The sequence below is a fragment of the Micromonospora sp. NPDC023888 genome (assembly GCF_040639415.1).
Taxonomy (GTDB): Bacteria; Actinomycetota; Actinomycetes; order Mycobacteriales; family Micromonosporaceae; genus Micromonospora.
Map to the genome: position 1 here is coordinate 16,521 of NZ_JBEZZW010000058.1, position 17,560 is coordinate 34,080.

At 70.7% G+C, this 17,560-nt stretch carries 17 protein-coding genes; 9 read left to right on the forward strand and 8 right to left on the reverse strand.

What is annotated here, in order from left to right; translation table 11 throughout:
- Position 1: 1 nt before the first annotated feature.
- Positions 2–1,720, reverse strand: a complete 1,719-nt coding sequence (argS, locus tag AB0F61_RS32135) for an arginine--tRNA ligase (RefSeq protein WP_357817524.1) — start codon at positions 1,718–1,720, stop codon at positions 2–4.
- Between the two features lie 350 nt (positions 1,721–2,070).
- Between argS and AB0F61_RS32140 the strand changes: the two genes are divergently transcribed.
- Complete coding sequence (locus AB0F61_RS32140; RefSeq protein WP_357817526.1) at positions 2,071–2,838, forward strand: hypothetical protein; 768 nt, start codon at positions 2,071–2,073, stop codon at positions 2,836–2,838.
- 44 nt (positions 2,839–2,882) lie between these two features.
- On the opposite strand, the gene AB0F61_RS32145 is transcribed toward AB0F61_RS32140, so the two are convergent.
- Positions 2,883–3,266, reverse strand: a complete 384-nt coding sequence (locus tag AB0F61_RS32145) for a hypothetical protein (RefSeq protein ID WP_357817528.1) — start codon at positions 3,264–3,266, stop codon at positions 2,883–2,885.
- 456 nt (positions 3,267–3,722) lie between these two features.
- On the opposite strand from AB0F61_RS32145, the gene AB0F61_RS32150 reads away from it, so the two are divergent.
- A complete protein-coding gene (locus AB0F61_RS32150) occupies positions 3,723–4,145 on the forward strand; it encodes a DUF6223 family protein (protein ID WP_357817530.1) in 423 nt (140 codons plus the stop codon).
- Between the two features lie 6 nt (positions 4,146–4,151).
- Here the strand turns inward: AB0F61_RS32150 and AB0F61_RS32155 are convergent, their stop codons facing one another.
- The 4 genes from AB0F61_RS32155 to AB0F61_RS32170 all read right to left on the reverse strand — a co-directional run bounded on the left by AB0F61_RS32155 (position 4,152) and on the right by AB0F61_RS32170 (position 8,682).
- Positions 4,152–4,814: a response regulator transcription factor gene (locus AB0F61_RS32155; protein WP_357817533.1), complete on the reverse strand. Its 663-nt coding sequence runs from the start codon at positions 4,812–4,814 to the stop codon at positions 4,152–4,154.
- Entirely contained in the window at positions 4,811–5,956 is a 1,146-nt protein-coding gene (locus tag AB0F61_RS32160) for a sensor histidine kinase (protein WP_357817536.1), read from the reverse strand. Before AB0F61_RS32160 ends, AB0F61_RS32155 begins: the two co-directional genes overlap by 4 nt.
- Before the next feature lie 79 nt (positions 5,957–6,035).
- Positions 6,036–8,021 (reverse strand): ABC transporter ATP-binding protein, encoded by a 1,986-nt coding sequence (locus AB0F61_RS32165; protein ID WP_357817538.1) that lies wholly within the window; start codon positions 8,019–8,021, stop codon positions 6,036–6,038.
- 169 nt (positions 8,022–8,190) lie between these two features.
- The gene (locus tag AB0F61_RS32170; RefSeq protein WP_357817541.1) at positions 8,191–8,682 is read right to left on the reverse strand and encodes a MarR family winged helix-turn-helix transcriptional regulator; all 492 of its coding nucleotides are present in this window, start codon (positions 8,680–8,682) and stop codon (positions 8,191–8,193) included.
- A gap of 109 nt (positions 8,683–8,791) precedes the next feature.
- On the opposite strand from AB0F61_RS32170, the gene AB0F61_RS32175 reads away from it, so the two are divergent.
- The 7 genes from AB0F61_RS32175 (at position 8,792) to sodN (ending at position 14,324) form a co-directional block, all read left to right on the forward strand.
- Positions 8,792–9,841, forward strand: a complete 1,050-nt coding sequence (locus AB0F61_RS32175; RefSeq protein WP_357817544.1) for an LLM class flavin-dependent oxidoreductase — start codon at positions 8,792–8,794, stop codon at positions 9,839–9,841.
- Complete coding sequence (locus AB0F61_RS32180) at positions 9,834–10,862, forward strand: LLM class flavin-dependent oxidoreductase (RefSeq protein WP_357817547.1); 1,029 nt, start codon at positions 9,834–9,836, stop codon at positions 10,860–10,862. The genes AB0F61_RS32175 and AB0F61_RS32180 overlap by 8 nt, the downstream gene beginning before the upstream one ends.
- Positions 10,863–10,889: 27 nt before the next feature.
- Positions 10,890–11,591, forward strand: coding sequence for an NAD(P)-binding domain-containing protein (locus tag AB0F61_RS32185; protein ID WP_357817549.1), 702 nt, complete (start codon positions 10,890–10,892; stop codon positions 11,589–11,591).
- A gap of 131 nt (positions 11,592–11,722) precedes the next feature.
- The gene (locus AB0F61_RS32190) at positions 11,723–12,172 is read left to right on the forward strand and encodes a hypothetical protein (protein ID WP_357817552.1); all 450 of its coding nucleotides are present in this window, start codon (positions 11,723–11,725) and stop codon (positions 12,170–12,172) included.
- Positions 12,173–12,195: 23 nt separating this feature from the next.
- On the forward strand, positions 12,196–12,990 hold the full coding sequence (locus tag AB0F61_RS32195) for an inositol monophosphatase family protein (RefSeq protein WP_357817554.1): 795 nt from the start codon (positions 12,196–12,198) through the stop codon (positions 12,988–12,990).
- Positions 12,991–13,083: 93 nt separating this feature from the next.
- The gene (locus AB0F61_RS32200; RefSeq protein ID WP_357817557.1) at positions 13,084–13,779 is read left to right on the forward strand and encodes an HAD-IA family hydrolase; all 696 of its coding nucleotides are present in this window, start codon (positions 13,084–13,086) and stop codon (positions 13,777–13,779) included.
- Positions 13,780–13,919: 140 nt separating this feature from the next.
- Positions 13,920–14,324 carry a superoxide dismutase, Ni gene (sodN, locus tag AB0F61_RS32205; protein WP_357817559.1) on the forward strand — a complete coding sequence of 135 codons (405 nt, stop codon included), beginning with the start codon at positions 13,920–13,922 and terminating at the stop codon, positions 14,322–14,324.
- Between the two features lie 88 nt (positions 14,325–14,412).
- Here the strand turns inward: sodN and AB0F61_RS32210 are convergent, their stop codons facing one another.
- Complete coding sequence (locus AB0F61_RS32210; protein ID WP_357817562.1) at positions 14,413–15,984, reverse strand: polysaccharide lyase family 1 protein; 1,572 nt, start codon at positions 15,982–15,984, stop codon at positions 14,413–14,415.
- Positions 15,985–16,351: 367 nt separating this feature from the next.
- Entirely contained in the window at positions 16,352–17,446 is a 1,095-nt protein-coding gene (locus tag AB0F61_RS32215; protein WP_357817565.1) for a hypothetical protein, read from the reverse strand.
- Positions 17,447–17,560: the final 114 nt, after the last annotated feature.

The following is a 17,560-nucleotide window of genomic DNA, read 5'->3' on the forward strand; positions in this document are numbered from 1 at the left end:
CTCACATCCGCTCCGGCGTCCGGATGCCGAGCAGGTGCAGCCCCTGCCGCAGCGTCCGGGCCGTCAGGTCGGCCAGCAGCAGGCGGCTCTCCCGCAGCTCGTCCGGGGCCCGCAGCACGGGGCAGCGCTCGTAGAACGCGTTGAACGCGGTCGCGAGCCGGTGCAGGTAACCGGCGAGGTGATGGAACTCGAGGTTCTGCTCCACCTCGGCGACCATCGCGGCGAAGCCGAGCAGCTCCACCGCGAGCGCCCGCTCCGCCGGCAGCGTGAGCACGACTGGCGTGTCCGGCCGCGCGGGTGTCCCGGCGCGCCGGAACACCGACCGGATCCGGGCGTACGCGTACTGGAGGTACGGCGCGGTGTTGCCCTCCAGGGCGAGCATCCGCTCCCAGTCCAGGACATAGTCCTTCGTCCGATCGGTGCACAGGTCGGCGTACTTGATAGCGCCGATCCCCACCGCGCGACCGATCTCCGCCGCGGCTTCGGCGTTCAGCTCCGGGTTCCTCCGCCGGGCCAGGTCGGTGGCTCGGGTGACCGCCTCCTCCAGCAGCCCCACCAGCTTCACCGACTCGCCGGCCCGGCTGCGCAGCATCCGCCCGTCCGCGCCGAGGATCGAGCCGAAGCCCAGATGCTCGGCCCGAGCTGGCGGGCACAGCCAGCCGGCCGCTCGGGCAACCGCGAACACCATCGCGAAGTGCTGCCGCTGCGGCAGCCCGACCACGTACAGCAGTCGGGTCGCGCCCAGCTCGCCGACGCGCTGCCGCAACGCGGCCAGGTCGGTGGCCGGATAGCCGTACCCCCCGTCGCTCTTGCGCACGATGAGCGGCACCGGCTCGCCGTCCCGGCCGCCGAACCCGTCCGGGAAGACACAGTCAGCCCCACCGCTGGGCACCAGCATGCCCAACCGGTCCAGGTCGTCGACGACTTCTGCGAGCAGATCGTTGTAGGCGCTCTCGCCCCGAAAGTCGTCCTCGGACAACGTCACGTCGAGCAGGTCGTAGACGGTCAGGAAGTACCGCTCGGACTGCGCCACCAGCAGCCGCCACCACCGCAGCGTCCGCTCGTCGCCGCCCTGCAACGCCACCACCCGCAGCCGCGAGCGTTCCCGGAACGTCTCGTCGGCGTCGAACTTCACCCGCGCCGCCCGATAGAAGCGGTCCAGGTCACCCATCGACAACTCGTGCGCGGCCCCGGCCTCGCCGAGGTCGGCCAAGTGCTCGATCAGCATGCCGAACGGTGTCCCCCAGTCGCCCAGGTGGTTGACCCGCACCACCCGGTGCCCCAGCCAGTCCAGCAGCCGTACCGCCGCGTCGCCGATGACAGTGGAGCGAAGATGCCCGACGTGCATCTCCTTCGCCACGTTCGGCGCCGAGTAGTCGACCACCACGGTCTGCGGGGTCGCCGTCGCCGGCACGCCGAGCCGGGCGTCACCGGCCAGCCCGGAGACCATGTCGGCAAGTACCCGGTCGGCGACTGTCAGGTTGAGAAACCCCGGCCCGGAGACCTCCGCCGACACGCAGACGTCGTCGAGCACCGCGTGCTCCAGCACCGCGGCCGCGATGTCGCGCGGCGCGCGGCCGAGCCGCCGGGCCAGTGCCAGCGCCGCGTCGGATTGGAAATCCGCTCGCGGAGAGCGCCGCACGAGCGGGTCGACCGGGTCGCCGGCCACCGCCGCGAACGCCGGCGCCAGCCGGTCGGACAACAACCTTTCAAGATCCATGAGTACGCCGATCTCACTCGGACCCGCGCTGCCACGCGGGCCTCTGACGACAGGAGATGCGGGCGGACCGAGGACGACCAGCGCACGACCGGCGGCTCGTTCCGCCGGTCGCAGGAAACAGGTCAGCGCGGGCGGGCGACGGATCGCCGGCGTCGCCACGCACCGACCTGGACGTCACACGACGCTCCGGTGCACGTGGCGATCACGCTTGTCATGCGGGCAGGCTAGCCGGCCGGCGGGTGTGTCGGCATCCCGATTACCACCGTCCGCGTGAGCGTCCAGCAGTCCCGATTCGTCGTTTGGGACGGTACGTCACCGGGAACTGCCCTGGACATCGACGAAGGGTGATCATGAGCCGACACACACCGCTACCGCCCGCCCGTACGCGACGCGTGCTTGCGCTGATCCCGTTGCTGGGCACCATCACACTCGCCACCGCCTGCACCGCCACCGAGGACCCGCCCGCCTCGACCTCGTCGAGTGCGGCACCGACATCCGCAGCGGCAGCCGTGGACCCGACGAGCCAGCCGCCGAGCGCGAGCGCGAGCGGCCCGGTGACCATCCCGACGTCAGCGTTCGTCGAGCTGCCGGCCGAACTGCGGAAGTCCCCGCGTCGGACGGTGCCGGTCGAGGAGGCCCTGCCGAAGCTCTGCGGTGACGAGTTCGGCACCGGGGGCCGCCAGGTGACGGCGAGCGCGGCGATGACCGTCACCTACAAGGAGGCCGACGACAATCCCTCCAACACACCCCAGGGGATGGTCCACCAGACCATCTTCACCTTCGGGGGCACCGGGGCCGCCGACTACATGGCGCGTCTGCGCACCTCCCTGGAGGCGTGTCCCTCCTACCAGCAGTCCGGGAACCGGGCGACCGTCAAGACCGAGGCTCTGCCCGGCGTCGGCGACGAAGCGCTGCTGCTGACCCGGACGTGGCCCAACACGAACGTGAACGGAGAACACACCGGCGGCAACGGGTCCAGCCAGATCGCGGTGGCGCGGGTCGACACCGCTGTCACCGTGTTCAACGACCAGGGGTGGGAGGGCTCCAGCGGCAATCCCGCCATCCTGGACCGGGTCGTCCGCGACGGTGTCCGGGCCATCGACGCCTGGCAGCGGTAGCCCCGCCACGGCTGCCGCCGCCGCCGCCGCCGCAGGATCGTGCGTCAGCGGTTGAAGGCCACGTACAGGCCGAGGCCGAAGTTCACCACCAGGATGATCGCGCCGACGACGGCGAACAAGCGTTGCCAGGCCGTCCACCGGACTGTCCGCTGGGACTCGACGATGCCCGCCTCCTCCACCCGGACCTCAGCGATCCTGTCCCGCTGCTCGGTGTCTCGGTGAGTCGCGACCACACTGGCACTGAACAGGGCGACGTTGGCCCGAAGTTCCTCGGTGAGGCTCTGCAACGCCCGGGTCATCGAGTCGATCGAGCCGTTGATGTGCCGCAGGTGCTCGTCGTGCCCCTGTAGACGCTGCTCGATCCGACCCGCGTCGACACCACGGCTGTAGGCGGCCGCCTTGTCGTCGTTGGGCTCCGAGCCCGTCACCACTGTGTCACCGCCGGCGGTGATGCGGCCTCGATCCCGCCCACGGCCAGTGACCAGTGCCGGGGGCGCCGCGGAGACGTGGTAGCTGCGAGACGCAAGGCGAGACCTCCTCCTGCCGCCGCACCGGCCGGCCGGGCGATGCCTTAGTCGTACCACCCGCAGGGCCGGAAGGCCACTGCCGGGGTCCGACAGATCCGCAGGTCAGAGCCACTTTCGTCGGTCCCCGCACGGGGGATTTCGGGTGCCGCTCGCCGAGCGGGCAACTGTCCGGCAGCCGACAGACCGGTGGTGGCGGGCGCACGTCCGAGACCCGGGGAGACAACCGTGACGGTATGCCGCCCCGGACGCGTACCTCCCGGGTTGTGGGTCCTTCGGCAACTCCGGCATGACGACTCGGGTGCGCCGCGCTACCTACGCTGCCATCGGTAGCCGTCACACCGTCGAAGGGAACCCCTGATGTCCGTCCGTCAGCTGTTTGTCGCCGCTGTAGCCGCCCCGCCCGCCGGGATCGGGCTGGCCGTCCACGCCTCGGTCCAGCCGACCGCCGCCACTGCTCTCACCATGAGCTCCGGGCGACTGGGTGCGAGCGTGGGCGTCCTGCTGGGGCTGGCCGGCGCGGTCGTCGGTGGACTGGCCCTGGCCCGCCCCACCAGTCGGGTCGGCACCGGCTCCGGGCGCGGCGGGGCCGTCCTCGCCTTGGCGGCGGGGCTGGTCGCCGTGGCGCTCGGCGGGCTGGTGGTGGTCACCTCCGACGGCGGCATCGGTACGGGCAACGGGCGCGGCGGGGCCTTCGTGGCCCTGGCGGTCGGGCTGGTCGGTGTGGTCCTCGGTGGACTGGCTCTGGCGCGGGCCCGCCGCAGTGCCCGGCTGGCCGCCTGAAGCGGGTCAGGAGCGGGTGAGCCAACCGGGAACGGTCAGACCGGACTCGTAGGCGAGGATCACCAACTGGGCGCGGTCGCGGACCTGCGTCTTGGTCATGATCCGGCTGACATGCGTCTTGGCGGTGGCCGGGCTCAGCACCAACCGCGCGGCGATCTCGTCGTTCGACAGGCCCGCGGCGACAAGTGTGAGCACTTCGCGCTCCCGGCTGGTGAGGACGCTCAGTCGCGGCCCCGGGTCCGGATGCGCGGCCCGAGCGCTGAACTCGGCGATCAACCGACGGGTGATCGACGGCGCGATCAGCGCGTCGCCACGGGCGACCACCCGCACCCCGTGGATCAGCTCGGCCGGCTCGGTGTCCTTGACCAGGAAGCCGCTCGCGCCGGCCCGGAGCGCACCGTAGACGTAGTCGTCCAGGTCGAACGTGGTCAGGATGATCACACGGGCCGCGCAGGTCGCGACGATCTGCCGGGTGGCGGCGAGGCCGTCCAGTACGGGCATCCGGATGTCCATGAGGACGACCTCCGGGCGCAGGTGCGCGGCGAGCCGCACCGCCTCGGCGCCGTCGGCGGCCTCGCCGACCACCTCGATGCCATCCTCACCGTCCAGGATGGAGCGGAAGCCGGCGCGGACCAGAGTCTGGTCGTCGGCGAGCAGCAGCCGGATCACGCCGACTCCCCCGCCGTCGTCGAAGCGGGCCGCAGCGGCAGGCGGGCGCGGACCCGGAAGCCCCCGTCGGGCTGCGCGCCGGTGGTCAGTGACCCGCCGAGCGCGCTGGCTCGCTCGCGCATGCCGATGATCCCGCTGCCCGGCGCGCCGGGTGTGGCGGTGCCGTCGTCCTCCACCTCCACGAGCACGCCGTCGCGGTCGGGTCGCACCCGGACCACCGCGGCGGTGGCGCCCGCGTGCCGGGCCACGTTCGTGAGCGCCTCCTGGACGATCCGGTACACCGCCAGGTCGACCTCCGGGGGCAGCGACCTGGTTTCGGCGAGTTCGGTGCTGATCGTCAGTTCGGGCCGTCCGGCCGTCCGGATCAGTTCGCCGAGGCGATCGAGGCCGGGGCCGGGGCCGGTCGGCGCCTCGCCCTCCCGCCGCAGGACGCCGAGCGTCGACCGCAACTCCCGCAACGTCTCCTTGCTTGTCTGTTTGATGGCGGTGAGCGCCTGCTCGGAGCGGGCCGGGTCCGGCCGGTGCAACGCGGCACTGGCCTGCACGTTGATCAGCGAGAGGTGGTGGCCGAGGACGTCGTGCACCTCGCGGGCGATGCGCAGCCGCTCCTCGGTGGCCCGCCGCCGGGCCTCCTCCTCCATCCGCTGCTCGGCGACGACTGCGCGGGCCTGCGCTTCGGCGAGGTAGGCCCGGCGGTTGCGGGTGACGCCGACGATGACCGCGACGAGCCAGCCGGCGTGCAGCAGCGTCGCCCCGTTCATGGTGTCCGGGGATCGGTTGTCGCTGTCCGCGGCGGCGAAGGCGATCACCGAGGCGAGACCGAGACCGATGGCGATCCAGAGGTGTCCCTCGTCGACGACTGTGTAGAGCGCCACGACGAAGACCAGCATGATCGGGCCGGGCGTGTGCAGCAACGCCCCGTACGCGCCGACGGCGGCCAGCGCCACCACACCCACCGGCACCGGATAACGGCGGCGTACGCACAGCGCGGCGGAGGAGGCGAGCACCACGAGCAGTGCCGTCCATTCGGCTGTGGTGTCGATGCCACGCGACTGCACTACCAGGCCGACGAGGGCGACCAGCCCGACGGCGAGCACCAGGGCGACATTCGCCGTCCGGCCACGCCATCGCGCCCCTGACATACGCCGAAGCCTAGTCTCCGGCGGGCAGGCGGGCTAACGCCCGAACCGTCGGACGTTGCCCTCGTCCTGGCGTCGTTTCTCAGCGGGAGGGCGAGCTGCCCTGGTGCGGAAGTGGCGGTCGCTCGGTCAGGTTGGCGTCGTAGCCGGCAGCCTGGAGAGCGAACAGTTCGGCGTACCGACCGCCGGTGGCGACGAGATCGTCGTGGGTGCCGGCCTCGACCAGCCGGCCGTGGTGCAGGACGAAGATCCGGTCGGCGTGGCGGACGTTCGCGAGCCGGTGCGTGATGAGGATGGTGGTGGCTCGGCCTCGGCGGTCGCGGATGGCCTGGAACAGGGCATCCTCGGCCCGCGGGTCGAGGGCCGAGGACGGCTCGTCCATGATCAGCAGTTCGGCGTCACGCAGGAACCCACGGGCCGCGGTGATGCGTTGCCACTGCCCACCGGAGAGGTCCTGGCCTCTGGCGAAGGTCCGGTCGAGAAGCGTCTCGTACCCGTGCGGCAGCTCGTTGATCATGTCGTGGGCGACCGCGCGGGCGGCGGCGGCCTCGATGAGGTCCTGCCGGGCCTCGGTGTCGACGTCGCCGATGGCGATGTTCGTAGCCGCGGTGAACGGCCACTTGTGGTATTCCTGCGTCACCACCGCGATCCGGGCCCGCAGCCCGGCGACGTTCCAGTCCGCCAACGGTCGGCCGTTCCATTCGATCTTGCCCTCGGAGGGCGCCCGGAGGCCGGCGATCATCGCGGCGAGGGTCGTCTTGCCCGAGCCGTTCTCCCCGACGAACGCGACGGTCTGACCGGCGGCGATCCGCAACGTGACGCCGTCGACGGCGGCTGTGTCCCGGTCGGGATAGCGCAGGCTGACCTCGTCGACTGTCAACTCCCGCAGCCGTTCCGGAGTGGCGGCGGCCGACTGTCGCGTGGCGTCCGGCAGGTAGTCGCTGGCACGGGTCATGAAGCCTGTGTAGTCGCCGAAGTGCTGACCCTCGGTGTAGACGTGGTCGACCTGGAAGGTGGCGATGGCCAGGGACCGCTGCGCGGACTGCACCGCGATGACACAGGTCGCCGCGGCGGCGAGCGGGATCTGCCCGTCCAGGAGCAGCAGGCCGAGCAGGACGTAGACGGTGCCGGTGGCGAGGCCGCCGATGACCGCCCCGACCTTGGTGGTCGTGGTGACCCGACGGGCCAGGGCGAGTTGGATGTCGGTCTCCACCCGCATCACCCGGTCGTACTGATCGAGGAGGAAACCGCGCAGCCCGTACGAGCGCAACTCCGGGGCCGAGGCCCGTTCGGCCATCAGCTTGTGCAGCAGCCACAGTCGACGTCTGCGCACCGATCCGGCGGTGTACGTCTGGTACCGCAGGTGCCCGGCCCGCAACGACGCCCACGCGTTGGGCACCGTGGCCACCAGCAGGGCCAGCAGCAGCAGCGGGTGGATGATGACGACTGCCGCCGCCACGGCGAGCAGCCCGGCCAGCCCGGCGAGCAGGTTCATCGACGCCTGCACCAGCCCGATCGTCGACTCGGTGCCCCGCGAGGCGCGTTCCATGTCATCGGCGAACGCGTCGGCGTCGAACGCCTCCAGGCGTACCGCTGTGGACACCTCGAACAGGCCCCGCTCCACCTCGCGACTCACCCGCGGCGTCAACCCGTTCTGCGCGTACCCCGTGGCGATGCCCATCCCCGCGCGCAGCGCGACCGCCGCCGCCAGCACGGCCAGGGCGGGCATCGCCGCCCGCACCTTGTCCGCGGTCGGCCCGCCGGCGAACAGTTCCACGAGCACCCGCTGCGTGGCGAGCAACCCGAAGGCCGCCATCACCCCGGCGCCGATGGTCGCCGCGGCCACCACACCGGTACGGACCCGGTCCGCGCGCCAACTGATGCCCAGGGCTGTCCGTACGAGCCTGGGCAGTTCCGCGAACACGGCGAAGACACCGGCCTCGGCTCGCGCCCGCACGCCCGTCTCCCACCACATCTCGCGCAGCTCCGGCAACACCGACTCGGTGCTCGCGGGGCCGGGACGGCCTGGTCGGGTGCGGTGGGCCTCTGCGGCGGCGGTCTCGATCATGGGCGTACCTCCCGGGGCGGCGCAGCCGTCGCCGTCTCAGCCAGGGCAGGCGGATTGGCGGGTTCCTGGAGGATTGGACCACCCGGGCATAGCCCTTCGCAATTGACTGATCACCGCCCGTCATCAGATGGCGCGACGGGGGCTGGACGCGGTTGAGCGTCCCTGGCGATCACCCCTCGCCGGACGTGGCGAGGCGCGCTCGCAGCGCCGCCGCGATCTCGCCCGCCGCGACGATCTGCTCCGGCGTGAGCGCGTCGACGAAGAGCTCCCGAATGGCGCGCAGGTGGGGAAATGTCGCCTTGCCGAACGCCTCGGCCCCGGCAGCGGTGAGCAGCACCTCGGCCCCCCGGGGGACGGTCGCGCACTCCTGGCGGCGGATGAGGCCGCGCCGCTCCATCCGCCCCAGGTGGTGGGAGAGCCGGCTCCGCTCCCAGCCGATGTGCGCCGCGAGCACGGACGAGCGCATCGCCTTGTCCGGCGCCTCGCTGAGGGCGAGCAGGACGGCGTAGTCCCCGGTCGAGAGGGAGGAGTCACCCTGGAGGCGGGACTCCAGCCGGGCGCTCAGCGCCGCCGTCGTCTCGATGAATTCCCGCCAGATCCGCAGCTCCTCCGCCGTCGGCAACTGGCGTCCTCCCCGCCGGGCTGGTGTGGTCTCCGTCATGTCATTCTCCCGGGAATTGACGTGTCAATCGCCAAGTTAGCATCATTGACACGTCAACCGGTAGGTCCGCTCTCGCGGGTCGCCGACGGGAAGCACCGAGGAGGACACGATGACAGCCACAGGTTTCGAACTGGGGCTCAACTCGTTCGGGGAGGTGGCCACCGACGGCGACCGGGTCCTGAGCGACGCCGAGACCGTACGGCTCCTCGTGGACGAGGCACGACTCGCCGAGTCGGTCGGACTCGACGTGTTCAGCATCGGTGAGCACTACCGGGAGGGCCACAACGACTCGGCGACACCCGTGTTGCTCGCGGCAGCCGCGACCGCGACCGAGCGGATTCGCCTCGGCACCTCGGTCACCGTGCTCAGCACGAACGACCCGGTACGCCTCTACCACGAGTTCTCCACCCTCGACGCCGTGTCCAACGGCCGCGCCCAGTTGGTCCTCGGACGCGCGTCGGCGACCGAGTCGTTTCCGCTGTTCGGCTACGACCTGGCCGACTACGAGCGGTTGTTCGAGGAAAAGCTGGACCTCTTCCTGCGCCTTCAGCGGGACGAACCGGTCACCTGGTCCGGAACCGTGCGAAGCCCGCTGACCAACCAGCGCCTGCACCCACGGATGCGTCCCGGCGGCATCCCGACCTGGATCGGCGTCGGGGGCAGCCCGAACTCGGTGGTCCGCGCCGCCCGGCACGGTCTCCCGCTCATGATGGCGATCATCGGTGGGCGACCCCAGCGGTTCGCCGGCCACGTCGACCTCTACACCAAAGCGCTCGACCAGTTCGGGCATACCCCGCAGCCAATCGGGCAGCACTCACTCGGCCTTGTCGCAGACACCGACGAGGAGGCGGTGGAGACGTGGTGGCGACACTGGCAGCCGGTCGTGGCGGCGCTCGCCGCGGAACGCGGCTTCTACAAACCGGACCGCGCGCGCTACGAGGCCGAAATCGACAACGGAGCGCTCTTCGTCGGGTCACCCGAGACGGTGGCGCAGAAGATCGCCACGGTCGCCCGCGACCTGCGGCTGAACCGCTTCGACCTGAAGTACGACATCATGCACCTGCCCCGCGAGGCACGCGCGCGCACCATCCAACTGCTGGGCAGTGAGGTCGCGCCGCGGGTCCGGGAGCTGCTGGCGAAGGAGCCCACCCATGTCTGATCTCTTGTTCGGCCTCGACACGTTCGGCGACGTACCGGAGGACGACGCCGGCAAGCTCGTCTCCCACGCCGCGGCGATCCGCCAGGTCGTCGACGAGGCGGTGCTCGCCGACCAGCTCGGCGTCGACGTCATCGCCCTGGGCGAGCACCACCGGCCGGAGTACTCGGTGTCGACGCCGGAGACGGTGCTGGCGGGCATCGCCACCCGCACCTCGCGGATCCGGCTGGCCTCCGGGGTGACAGTGCTGAGTTCGGACGACCCGGTCCGGGTGTTCCAGCGTTTCGCCACTGTGGACGCGCTGTCGAACGGCCGCGCCGAAGTCATCCTCGGTCGCGGCTCGTTCACCGAGTCGTTCCCCCTCTTCGGCTACGACCTGCGCGACTACGACACGCTGTTCGAGGAGAAGATCGAGCTGTTCGTCAAGCTGCTCGACGAGAAGCCGGTCACCTGGAGCGGCACCCTGCGTGCCCCACTGGAGAAGGCCGACGTCTTTCCCAAGACCGAATCCGGGCACCTGGACACCTGGGTCGGCGTGGGTGGCTCGCCGCAGTCGGTCGTCCGCACCGCCCAGTACGGCCTTCCGCTCATGCTCGCCATCATCGGTGGCGCCCCCGAGCGCTTCGCGCCCTACATCGACCTGTACCGCAGGGCGGCCGACCAGCTCGGTACGACAGCGCACCCGGTCGGCATGCACTCGCCGGGCTTCATCGCCGACACCGACGAGCAGGCCAAGGAGATCTACTGGCCGCACTACCGGATCATGCGGGACCGGATCGGCAAGCTACGGGGTTGGCCCCCGATCCGCCGCCAGGAGTTCGACTCCGAGGTGGAGAACGGCTCCCTCTACATCGGCTCGCCGGAGACGGTGGCCCGCCGGATGGCCCGCGCGATCCGCAGCCTCGGCGTCGGCCGGTTCGACCTCATCTACTCGGCCGGAGCGCAACCGGCGAGCGCCCGGATGCGCGCCGTGGAGCTGTACGGCTCCAAGGTGATCCCCATGGTCCGCGAGTTGCTGGCCTGATCAGCCCGTCAGAACCGAAAGGACGACATGAACGACAACGACCGGAGCCGGCCGCAGACCCTCGGTGTCCTCGGGGCCGGCAAGGTGGGCACCGTGCTCGCCCGGCTCGCCGTCGCCGCCGGCTACCGGGTGCTGGTCGCCGGCTCCGGCGATCCCGCGAAGATCGCCCTCACCGTCGAGGTGCTCGCTCCGGGGGCGGCGGCCACCACGGCGGTCGACGCGGTGGCCGCCGCCGACATCGTCATCCTCGCCCTGCCGCTGGGGAAGTACCCCAGTGTTCCCGCCGAGGCACTGCGCGGCAAGCTCGTCGTCGACGCGATGAACTACTGGTGGGAGATCGACGGCATCCGCGACGACCTCACCAACCCGCGTACCTCGTCGAGCGAGACCGTCCAGGCGTTCCTGTCCGGGTCCCGGGTCGTCAAGGCGTTCAACCACATGGGCTACCACGATCTCGAGGACGGGGCGCGGCCGACCGGTACGCCGGACCGCAAGGCCATCGCGATCGCCGGCGACGACGCGCGGGATCTCGCCACGGTCGCGACCCTGGTGGACGCGCTGGGCTTCGATCCGGTCGTCGCCGGCCCCCTGGCCGAGGGCGTACGACTCGAACCAGGCAGCGAGCTGTTCGGTGCCAATGTGAGCGCCGACGAGGTGCGTGCCATGCTCGACCGCTTTCCCGAGTCGGAGCGGGGACGGACCATTGCCGCCGCCCGAGCGGCGTCGTAGTCGTCGGGCTCAGCTCCTTCCTCGGCGCGAACCGATCAGGAATCGAGAAGCCCGGCCGGTGTCACCCGGTCTAGCCTTTTCCCAGGTCACCGGCAGCACGCCGAAACCGAACGACGAGAGGGAGCCCGCGAATGTCCGCGAAGACCACCACTACCGAGTCCGACGGTTTCAGCCCGGAGGAGCGGGCCGCGATGAAGGAGCGCGCCGCCGAACTGCGCGCCGAGGGCAAGAAGGGCGCCAAGAAGGCCGACGGGCTACAGGCCATCCTGGACCGGATCGCGCAGATGGAGCCGGCCGATCGGGCGCTCGCCGAGCGCGTCCACGTGGCGGTGACCGCTGCCGCCCCCGAGCTGTCGCCCAAGACGTGGTACGGGATGCCCGCCTACGCGAATGCCGACGGCAAGATCGTGGTCTTCTTCCAGGACTCCGGCAAGTTCAACTACCGGTACTCGACCCTGGGCTTCCAGGACGCGGCCAACCTCGACGACGGCGACCTGTGGCCGGTGGCGTACGCGCTACAGAAGTGGAGCCCGGCGGTGGAGAAGAGGGTCGTCGAGCTGGTGCGGGCGGCGGTCTCCTGACATCGCCCACCTATGGTTCGGGTATGTCGATCACCGATCACGCGCTGGCCATCGAGGCGGCGGAAGCCGGAGCTGCGGTCGTCCGCTCGCAGTACGGATCATCGCTGGCACGTTTTGCGAAGACCGCGGGTGACTTCGCCACCACCGCGGACGTCGAGGCCGAGAAGGCCATCCTCGACGTCCTGCGCGCCGGACGTCCGCACGACGGCGTGCTGGCGGAGGAGAGCGGGCACACCGGCACCGGCGAAAGCGGACGTACCTGGCTGGTCGACCCGTTGTGCGGCACGTTGAACTATGCCGTGCGGAGCATGCTGACCTCGGTCAACGTCGCGCTGCGGGCCGGGGCACGGGTCTCCGTGGCCGCCTCGGCGGACCCGTTCACCAGCGAGGTGTTCTGGACCGACGGCATCGCCGCGTATGCCCGGCGTGGTGGCGTGGACGAGCCGCTCACCCCGTCGGCCGAGTCACGACTTGTCGACGTCAATCTCGACCCGCCGTTTCCCCACCGGCACGTCTTCCTGGCCGCCCGGATGCTCGCGGACGAGGGGTTCATCGAACAGTTCCGCCCACGCGTCGTCTCCACCACACTGGCCGTGGCCTGGGTGGCTGCCGGTCGCCGCGCCGGCTACGTCACGGATGGCGAGCACCTGTGCGACAGCGTCCACTTCGCGGCCGGCATCGCCCTCGGTCAGGCGGCCGGTTGTGTGGTCACCGGGATCGACGGCGGGCCGGTTCACCCCAATGGGAAGGGTCTTGTCGTCGCCGCCGACGAGCGGACACACGCGGCCCTGCTGACTCTCATCCGCGACCAGGGGTGACCGTCGCCGGCGTGCGGCTCCGGCACGATGGCGTGGCCGCGAGCGCTCCGACCAGCCGACCTGGGCGGCGACCACGAGCGGGATACTGGCGTCGTGACGATCAAGGCGCTGATCCTCGACTTCGACGGTCTGCTGATGGACACGGAGACCACGCTGCTGGAGAGCTGGCGTTGGGAGTGGCGGCGGCACGGCCTGCGGCTCGACCCGACGGGCTTCTTCGCCGACCACGGTGGCGACGCGAACGGGGCTCGGTATTCGGCGCTCGAAGCGGCGGTGGGGCCGGCCTACGACCGCGCGTCCAGCCATGCGCTGCGGATGGCGTACCGGGCTGAGCTGAACGCGGCGTTGACGCCCGCGCCCGGCATCCTGGGGTGGTTGGACCGGGCCGCCGAGTTGGGGCTACGCCTCGCCGTAGCCAGCAGTTCCCCAAGCACCCACGTGGGCGCGCTGCTGGACCAGGCGGGGCTGCGGGCACGGTTCGAGGTGCTGGCGACCGGCGAGGAAGTGCGCGCCCACAAGCCGGATCCGGCGGTCTACCTGCTGGCGCTGGAACGGCTCGGGTTGCCCGTGGACCAGGCGGTCGCGTTCGAGGACACCGCGCACGGCGCGGCGGCGGCACACGCCGCCGGGCTCCGGTGCGTAGCGGTGCCGAACCCACACGCGGACCCCGCCCGCTTCACGACTGCGGACCTGGTGGTGCGCAGCGCGGCGGACCTGCCCCTGGACGCGCTGCTGGCCCGCTTGGGGCCGGGGCGAGCGGTCTGCGGTGAGCGCGCGTCGGCGACCTGACCCGACAAGCAGTTGACATGAAGCTGAGTTCAGGTTCTAGCGTCCAGCTGTCGATCACGTCGCGGCCTGAGAGACGGACGGGCGGCGGAGCTGTTCGGCCGGACGTCCGTCGCCGCCGCACTGCTGTCGGAAGGACTCTGATGCACCTGCCACGCCCACGTCGCCCACGCACCGTCGCGAGCGCGCACTGCGATCTCCCCTGCGGCGTCTACGACCCGGCCCAGGCCCGGATCGAAGCCGAGTCGATCAGGGCGATCGCCGAGAAGTACCAGGCCAGCACGGATCCGGAGTTCCGGACTCGGTCGCTGATCATCAAGGAGCAGCGCGCCGAGCTCGTCAAGCACCACCTGTGGGTCCTGTGGACCGACTACTTCAAGGCACCGCACTTCGAGAGGTACCCCGAGCTGCACGGCCTGTTCAACGAGGCCACCAAGCTGGCCGGTGCCGGCGGCGCGAAGGGGAACGCCGACCCGGCTGTCGCGGAGCAGTTGCTCGGCAAGATCGAGGAGATCTCGAAGATCTTCTGGGAGACCAAGCAGAGCTGACCAACCGCGCAGGTGCGCCGACACCCTGTCGGGTGCTCGCGTGCAGGGCGGGAGCGACAGGGTCTGCCGCTCCCGCCCGCGCCGGCTGCTAGCTGGCGTACGTCTCGAACTCGCCGACCCGCGGCGTACCACTGGAGCTGTTGATCTTGAAGTTGATCTTGCTCAGGGCGGTCGAGGTGAAGGTGATGGAGCCCGCCCCGCTGCCGGAGGCAAGGACGGCCCCGTTGTCGTTGTTGATGAGCTGCCAGGCTCCGATGGAGCCCTGGGTTCCCGACGGCTCACGGATGATCACCCGGGACACCCGGGTCGCGGAGCCCCACTTGATCGAGATCGTGCCCGTCGATCCGGCCGGCGACCAGTAGGTGCTGATGGCGCCGTCCCGTACGTTGCCGTAACTGGTCCCGCTGGCCTTGCTGGACCCGTCGGCACCAGCGCCGAGGCTGAGGTTGGTCCCGCCGGCCGGGGGCGGGGTGGTCGTCGGAGGAGGCGTGGTGGGCGGGGGCGTGGTGGGCGGGGCGGACGTCGGCGGGGGCGTGGTCGGCGGCGGGCTCTGCGGAGCGCAACTGCCGTTCGACACCCGCAGACCCGTGTTGGCGCCGACCGTCTGCCGGACGATGTCCGGCACGCAGCTCGCCCCGTCCAGGCTGTACGGATACGGGATGCTGACCGTGGTGTTGGACGTCGGGTTCGGGCCGGCCGGGTAGTTGTCGCTGCCGGCGCTGGACCAGGTGACGTTGTCGAAGATGTTGCCGCTCACCTGCCAGTAGCCGCGCTGGTCGGTGTAGAAGGTGCCCAGCACGTCCTTGGAATCGCGGAAGTAGTTGTTCTCCACCTTCGCCTTCGCTCCGGCCCGGGAGTTGATACCCGACTCGTGCAGGCTCACGTAGTGGTTGTTGTAGATGTGGGCAGTGCCGCCGCGCAGCAGCGGCGTCCGGGAGTCGATGTTCTCGTACAGGTTGTGGTGGAAGGTGACGAAGCCGTTCGAGAGGTCGCTCTCGCTGGATCCGATGAGGCCGCCGCGACCGGAGTTGCGCAGGACGCTGTAGGACAGGGTCACGTACTGGGTGTTGTCCTTCATGTCGAAGAGGCCGTCGTACCCCTCCGACTCCCCGCCCGACGCCTCCAGGGTGACGTGGTCGACCCAGACGTTGCGGACCGTGCTCTCCATGCCGATGGCGTCTCCACCGTTGGAGGTGGGCGAGCCCGACTTCTTGACGTTCCGGACTGTCACGTTCTGGATGATGATGTTGCTGGAGTCGCGGATGTGGATGCCGAGCTGGTCGAACAGCGCTCCGCCACCGACCCCGATGATGGTGACGTTGCTGATCTGCTTGAGCTCGATCACGCCGTCCGCGGTGTTGCAGCTCGACCCCGACACCTTGCTGGTGTTGCCATGGTTGATGGTCCCGGTGACCTCGATGGTGATCGGGGTGCTGCTGCTGGGGCGACCGCACAACGCGGCGTGGATCGCGGTGCCCGTCGTGGCCCGTACGGTCTGGCCGCCCGCGCCGCCGGTGGTCCCGCCGTTCTGGGTGGCATAGCCGGTGGCGCTACCGACCGCGGCCGACGCCTGGGGCGTCGGCAGGGCCACCCCGATCGCGACCCCGACGGCCGCCGTGGCCAGTGCTGCCTGAAGTCGCAATGCGACTGCTCGTCTCATTTCGCCTCACCTTCGCATTCGAAAGGTCCCTTGCCCAAGTGGCGACCCGTGCGACCGCACGCCTGTTCGGTCAAGAATTTTCTCGACCACTAGGAGATTGACGGCAGCCAATTGCCGGAGACTCCTCGGCACCTGCCTCGCCCTGGTAGGCAGAGTGGCTGGTCGCGCAAGCGGTGCACCCTCTGACGCCGTTGATCGATGTGCCATCGCCCCAGCTCACGAATGAGACATCGATGTACGCAATCGTAGGAAAGCGGTTTCCCCGAAGGCAAGGGTTAGCGTTTGCAGGTTTTTTGCAGTCCTACGGGAAAGTCTCGACGAGGTGGATTCGAGCGTCCGAACCCCGTCCCGCGCTGCGGCGCGGCCATCACCGCGTGGCGGATTCCCGGCGGGCGTCGCCCGGGTCGGGCTCACCGTCGACGGTCCCGCCCCCGACCAGCACCGACTCCTGACCCTCCTGCCGACCCTCCTGGCGGGCACGGGCGAGCAGCCCGGCCAGACGCCGACGGCGGTGACGAACCCCCGCCCGCAGAGCGATGAGCAGAACGGCGAGGAAACCCAGCAGCGCGAGCTGCGACCACGGCACGACCCAGGTGGTGACGGTGGCCGAGACCGGCCGGAGGTCGGCACCGACCTGGCCGTCGCCGAGCAGGGCCGGTGACGTGGTGACCGTCGTGCGGAGACGTCCCAGCGCCCAGACGCCGTCGACACGGGTCGCCATCTCCCGGCTGCCGCCCGGGAGCAACTCCTCGACCGCACCTGTGGCGTCGTGGCTGGTCCGGCCGAAGAGGTCGGACACCGCCACCCGACTCGTCCCGCTGACCCAGACGTTGCCGCCGTTGCCGACGGTGTAGCGGACCCGAAGCGTGCCACCGGCGAACGGATTCCACGACGTCGTGTACCTCGCGGTGAGGCCCTGGACGGGCAGGGTCGCCTGGACGGACCCGTTGACCCGGACCATGACCCGGAAGCCCACTCGGCTCTCGACGTTCACCGTGCCACCGGTGCTGGTGACGGTCGCCGCGATGCCGGCCGGGTGGTCCCCCGGCGTGGCGCCCTTGGGCACCGTGATCGTGAACGGCACCACCCTCGTCTCGTCGGGGCCGACGGTGACCTTCTCCTGCACGTCGATCCAGGTGCCCCCGTCGACGGAGGGGCGGTCGGACGAGAGCATGTTGAAGCGACCCTTGTCGGTGAGGTAGCCGTCGGCGGCCTTCAGGGAGAAGGCGACCGCGTTCCGACTGAAGTTGCGGACCGCCAGGTGCTCGGTCACGACCTGCCCCGGGTCGAGGCTGGCGTTTATCCACCGGCGTTGGTCGGGACCGCTCGGGCTGGCCGGCTGGACCGTCCAGGTCAGCGCCTTCGGGTCTGGTTCCGCCGCCGCCACGGCCGGCGCGGCCGTCACCGCGAGGGTCACGACGGCGAGGACGGTGAGCACCCGGCGCAGCGGGGAGACGGTCATGACGATGGGCCCTTCAGCAGGGGGTGATCTCGTCCCACTCGTCGAGGTTCGCCGAGTTGATCGTGCGAGCCCGGATGCCGGCCCGGGCGGCCGCCTCGACCTGGTTGCGCATCA